Source organism: Anaerotignum lactatifermentans, assembly GCF_016902535.1.
Taxonomy (GTDB): Bacteria; Bacillota; Clostridia; order Lachnospirales; family Anaerotignaceae; genus Anaerotignum; species Anaerotignum lactatifermentans_A.
On sequence record NZ_JACSNY010000033.1, the window covers coordinates 1 to 4921 of the forward strand.

At 48.6% G+C, this 4921-nt stretch carries 5 protein-coding genes; all 5 read left to right on the top strand.

Annotated elements, in window-relative coordinates; translation table 11 throughout:
- Positions 1-451: 451 nt before the first annotated feature.
- The 5 genes from H9X84_RS12585 (at position 452) to H9X84_RS12605 (ending at position 4811) form a co-directional block, all read left to right on the top strand.
- Entirely contained in the window at positions 452-1774 is a 1323-nt protein-coding gene (locus H9X84_RS12585; protein WP_205134604.1) for an acetyl-CoA hydrolase/transferase family protein, read from the top strand.
- Positions 1775-1872: 98 nt separating this feature from the next.
- Positions 1873-2439 carry a 2-oxoacid:acceptor oxidoreductase family protein gene (locus H9X84_RS12590; RefSeq protein ID WP_205134605.1) on the top strand — a complete coding sequence of 189 codons (567 nt, stop codon included), beginning with the start codon at positions 1873-1875 and terminating at the stop codon, positions 2437-2439.
- On the top strand, positions 2436-2747 hold the full coding sequence (locus tag H9X84_RS12595) for a 4Fe-4S binding protein (protein ID WP_205134606.1): 312 nt from the start codon (positions 2436-2438) through the stop codon (positions 2745-2747). The genes H9X84_RS12590 and H9X84_RS12595 overlap by 4 nt, the downstream gene beginning before the upstream one ends.
- Complete coding sequence (gene porA / locus H9X84_RS12600; protein ID WP_205134607.1) at positions 2740-3909, top strand: pyruvate ferredoxin oxidoreductase; 1170 nt, start codon at positions 2740-2742, stop codon at positions 3907-3909. Before H9X84_RS12595 ends, porA begins: the two co-directional genes overlap by 8 nt.
- A gap of 2 nt (positions 3910-3911) precedes the next feature.
- The gene (locus H9X84_RS12605; RefSeq protein WP_205134608.1) at positions 3912-4811 is read left to right on the top strand and encodes a thiamine pyrophosphate-dependent enzyme; all 900 of its coding nucleotides are present in this window, start codon (positions 3912-3914) and stop codon (positions 4809-4811) included.
- Positions 4812-4921 lie beyond the last annotated feature (110 nt).

Here is a 4921-nt window from a genome sequence, read left to right on the forward strand (position 1 = left end):
CCGTAATCGACGCTATGATTAACATGGCAAACGCAATGCTGGACAGAGACTTCTATGCGGATGGTCTGACACTGGACGATCTGGGCATTGGCCATATGACAAAAGAAGAACTGCTGGACTACCTGAACAATGGTGTGTATAAGGCATAATTTCCCTTTGCCCGAATACAGAAGAGGCATGTCTGGATGAACCTGCCGCAAGCAGAAATCCAGCGTAACTGCATAAGAAAAACGATATTGCCGGAATCCTGAAATACAAAGGATTCCGGCAATTTTTTTGCTTAATTTTTTTTGCAGCCAAACAGCCGAAATGGTTCTGACATCTCGGCGCGGGAAAAATCGTTTTCCCTGCGAAAAGCTCCCTGGATTCTATTGAAATCAAAATAAGGGTGTGATATAATCATTTTAATGAATTAAAGTCAGTGAATTAGAGTTTTGAAAGAGGTGGATGTATGAGCTGGGAAAAAATCTATGAACAGAGAAAATGCAGCGCAGAAGAAGCGGTGGCAAAAATCCAAAGCGGGGATCGTGTATTGCTTTCCAATGCCGTTGGCGAGCCGTTTCCTTTGGTGGAAGCTATGGTAAAGAATAAAGGGAATTATGAAAATATTACGGTGTCTCAGATGGTTACCATGGGCAGTGGATCTTATTCCTGGAAAGAAAATGCGGATGTATTTACTTTTGAGGGATGGTTCATCAGTGGTTCGACCAGAGGATGTCTGAAAGAGGGCCATGGCGAATTTGTACCGGTATATCTGCATCAGGTGCCGACTTTTATCAAAAACGATATGTTCCATGTGGATGTCATGATGGTTATGGTTTCTCCGCCGGATGAAAACGGGTTTGTGTCCACAGGCCTTTCCTGTGATTATACAGTTCAGGGCATCGAAAGCGCCAGAACCGTACTGGCGGAGGTCAATCGTCAGGCGCCCTGTGTGCCCGGCGGGACAAAGATTCATGTAAGTCAGATCGATGCCTTTGTAGAGACGGATCGGCCGCTGCCGGAGCTTCAGATCCCCAGGATCGGCGAGACAGAAAAGAAGATCGGGAAATACTGCGCATCTTTGGTAGAGGATGGTTCTACCCTGCAAATCGGTATTGGCGCCATTCCTGACGCGGTGTTGTCGGAACTGAAGGATAAAAAACATCTGGGCATCCATTCGGAAATGATTTCGGACGGCGTCGTAGATCTGTTTGAGGCAGGAGTCATTGATAATACCCAAAAAACACTGCATAAAGGAAAAATCGTTGCTACCTTCCTGATGGGAACGAAAAAGCTCTACGATTTCGCCAGAAACAACCCGGTTATGGAAATGCTTCCGGCGGATTATGTCAATCATCCAGCCATTATCGCGCAAAACAACCAAATGGTCAGCATCAATAGCTGTATCCAGGTAGACCTTTTTGGGCAGGTGGCTTCAGATATGCTGGGAACCCATCAGTTCTCCGGTGTTGGGGGACAGGTGGACTTTGTCAGGGGAACGGCAATGGCGCTGGATGGCAGAGGAAAATCCATTATTGCCATGAGTTCTGTGGTGGAAAAGAAGGATGGTACCCGTATTTCCAAAATTGTGCCCAGTCTGCCGGAGGGAACGGCGGTGACGACTTCCAGACAAGATGTGGATTATGTGGTAACGGAATACGGGATTGCGCGACTGAAAGGAAAGACGTTGCTGGAAAGAGGAAAAGCGCTGATCGCCATCGCTCATCCGGAATTTCGCACAGAATTAGAGGCCGCACTTTTGTTGAAAATTCATAAGAATGAAAAGAAATGAAAAAATGGATTGACAAAGCAAAAAAGAGAGATATAATTGAATTAAAAATAAATGAATCGTAGTCAGTGAAATGAAGTCAATCATGAGAGGTGAATAGAATGAAAGAAATCAGATGGCATGGCAGAGGCGGGGACGGTGCCTTTACAGCGGCAAAGCTGCTGGGTCTGGCCGCTTCTGTGTTCGGCGGGAAATATGGACAGGCATTTCCGTCTTTTGGGCCGGAGCGAAGAGGGGCACCGGTACTGGGCTTTACCAGAATCAGCGATGAGGTCATTACGGATCACAGCCAGATTTATACTTGTGACTGTGTCATCGTTCTGGATGATACTCTCTGTGATGTGACGGATGTATTCGCCGGCATGAAGGCAGGCGGAACACTGGTCATCAATACAACAAAAAGCGAGGAAGAGATCCGCAGTCTGTATCACGGAAACGATCCGGTCAACGTGGTTTTGCTGGATGCGACCTCGATTGCTTTGGAAGAATTAAAAGCACCCATTGTCAACACTATTATGCTGGGGGCGGCCATGGGAGCGACAGAGATGGTACAAAAGACGCAGCTGGAGGAGGCCATTGACAGTATGATGGCGCCGGCACTGCGGGAAAAGAACAAAAAAGCTATGGCAAGGGCTTATGATCTGGTGAAGGGAGGCGCACAGGGATGAACAAACCGGCTTGGAATAAGGATTATCAGGCACCCAGTGGATGGGACACCATGTTTTTTGGGGCCAGCAACGGCGTTGGCATACTTCCGACGCCCAATTCCGGATTTCGTACGTTCCACCCGGTAGTGGATCAGGATGCTTGTATCCACTGCAATTTATGCTGGATCTACTGCCCGGAAGGCTGCATTGAAAAAGAAACAGGAAAAATGGTTGTAGATATGGATTATTGTAAGGGCTGCGGCATTTGTGCCAACGAATGTCCCAGAAAATGTATCTCAATGGTAAAGGATGGTGAGCAGGATGAGTAAAAAAGCGTTTTTATCCGCCAATGAGGCGGCAGCCCATGGCGTACGGCTTTGCCGGCCGGATGTAGTAGCGGCTTATCCGATCACACCCCAGACAACACTGGTGGAAAAGCTGGCGGATTTCCTGGCAGACGGCGAAGCGGACTTCCGCTATATGATGGTGGAAAGTGAGCACAGCGCCATGGCGGCGGCTTTAGGCGCTTCCATGATGGGAGCAAGAACCTTTACCGCATCTTCGTCTCAGGGGCTGCTGTATATGTGTGAAATGCTCAGCTATGTCAGCGGCGCCAGACATCCGGTGGTTATGGTAGATGCCAACAGAGCGACAGCGACACCTTGGAATATTTACGGCGACCAGAGAGATGTCTTTGCCATGAGAGATTCCGGATGGATCATGCTGTTTGCGGAAAATGGTCAGGAAGCGCTGGATATGGTAATTCAGGCCTATAAGCTGGCGGAAGATCCGGAAGTCATGACACCGGTTATGGTAAATTTGGATGGCTTTACATTAACTCACACTTATGATCTGGTGGAAATTCCGGAACAGGAAGAGGTAGATGCTTTCCTGCCGCCTTTCAAAACCAGCAATAAGCTGGATCTGGAAGATCCCAAAACATTATGTCAGACTGTTGGCCCGGACTTCCATATGGAAGGACGCTACCTGCAGCAGCAGGCTTTTGAAAAGGCCAAGGAAAAGATCGCTGCTTATGACCGGGAATATGGAGAAATGACCGGCCGCAGCTATGGCGGCATGATCGAGGAATACCGTTGTGAAGACGCAGAGCTGGTACTGGTGACCACAGGCAGTGTTTCCGGTACTACAAGAATCGTTGTCGATTGTCTGCGGGAGGAAGGGAAAAAAGTAGGCATGATCCGGGTTCGTTCCTATCGTCCTTTCCCGAAAGAATATTTCGATTCTATAAAGGATCGTTTCGCCGCTATGGGCGTGATTGACAGAAGCCTTTCCTTTGGACTGGAAGGTACGCTGTATTCTGAGGTCAAGGCGGAACTTTACGGCGGCAGCGCGAAACTGGTGAATTTTATCGTCGGCTTGGGAGGCAGAGATATTCCCAAGGATCTGATCGCGATGATGTACGATAAACTGGATAGAATGCAGAAAAATGAAGCGGAAGAAGAAGTACAGTTCTTGGGAATGAGGTGGTGAAAATGGCAATCAATTTAAAGAATATGAGTGATCAGGAACTGATCTATGGCGCGAAGACCTGTCAGGGCTGCGGCGCTATTATGGCGGCCAGAATGGCAATGAAAATTCTGGGGGAAAAGACCTGCCTGGCAACACCGGCCTGCTGCTTTGCGGCGACAACAACGGTATATCCGCAGTCCGCGATTTTTGTAAATAATGTCATTACAGCCTTTCCCGCTCTGGCGGCAACCGCTTCTGGCATGGCAGTCGCCGCGGAGGCCATGGGCTGGGGGGATGATGTAAATATCCTGGCGCTGGCGGGGGACGGCGGCACAGTAGATATCGGTTTGCAGGGGCTGTCCGGCGCGGCGGAGAGAAATGATAATATTATCTATATCTGTTACGACAATGAAGCCTATATGAATACAGGGGTACAAAGAAGTGCCAGCACGCCTTATGGCTCTTGGACGACCACTACACCCACGGGACCTTGTTCCAAGGGGGAGAAAAACAAAATCAAAAAGAATCTTTTTGAGATTATGATCGCGCACAGAGTCCCTTATGCGGCAACGGCTTCTGTGGCTTATCCCATCGACTTTATGGAGAAGGTGGAAAAAGCCAGAAAAATAAAAGGCTGTAAGGTAATTCATGTATCGGCGCCCTGTCCCACAGGGTGGGGATATGACCCCTCAAAAACTGTTGAAATCGGCAAAAAAGCCGTGGAAGCGGGATTATGGCAGCTGGCAGAATGGGAAGGTAGCGGGAAGCCCCGTCTGACCTATCAGCCCAAGGAGCTGAGCCCCGTAGAGCCATATTTAAAGATGCAGAAAAGATTCAAACATCTGCAGCCGGAAGATATTCAGGAAATTCAGGAGCTTCGAGACGCGCAATGGCAGCGGATCATGGAGACCTATGACAAATAAAAAAGGAGGAAAATGATATGAAAGATCTCAGCTATTTGGAAGGAAAACCTATTGCAGTGCTTGGCGCGGGCGGTATCGGCAAAGCAATGGCGGCAGACTGTGTACTGGCA

What these genes read in the sequence shown, in the direction of transcription:
- H9X84_RS12585 (WP_205134604.1), top strand. Translation starts at nt 452, where the DNA reads ATGAGCTGGGAAAAAATCTATGAACAGAGAAAATGCAGCGCAGAAGAA.
- H9X84_RS12590 (WP_205134605.1), top strand. Translation starts at nt 1,873, where the DNA reads ATGAAAGAAATCAGATGGCATGGCAGAGGCGGGGACGGTGCCTTTACA.
- H9X84_RS12595 (WP_205134606.1), top strand. Translation starts at nt 2,436, where the DNA reads ATGAACAAACCGGCTTGGAATAAGGATTATCAGGCACCCAGTGGATGG.
- porA (WP_205134607.1), top strand. Translation starts at nt 2,740, where the DNA reads ATGAGTAAAAAAGCGTTTTTATCCGCCAATGAGGCGGCAGCCCATGGC.
- H9X84_RS12605 (WP_205134608.1), top strand. Translation starts at nt 3,912, where the DNA reads ATGGCAATCAATTTAAAGAATATGAGTGATCAGGAACTGATCTATGGC.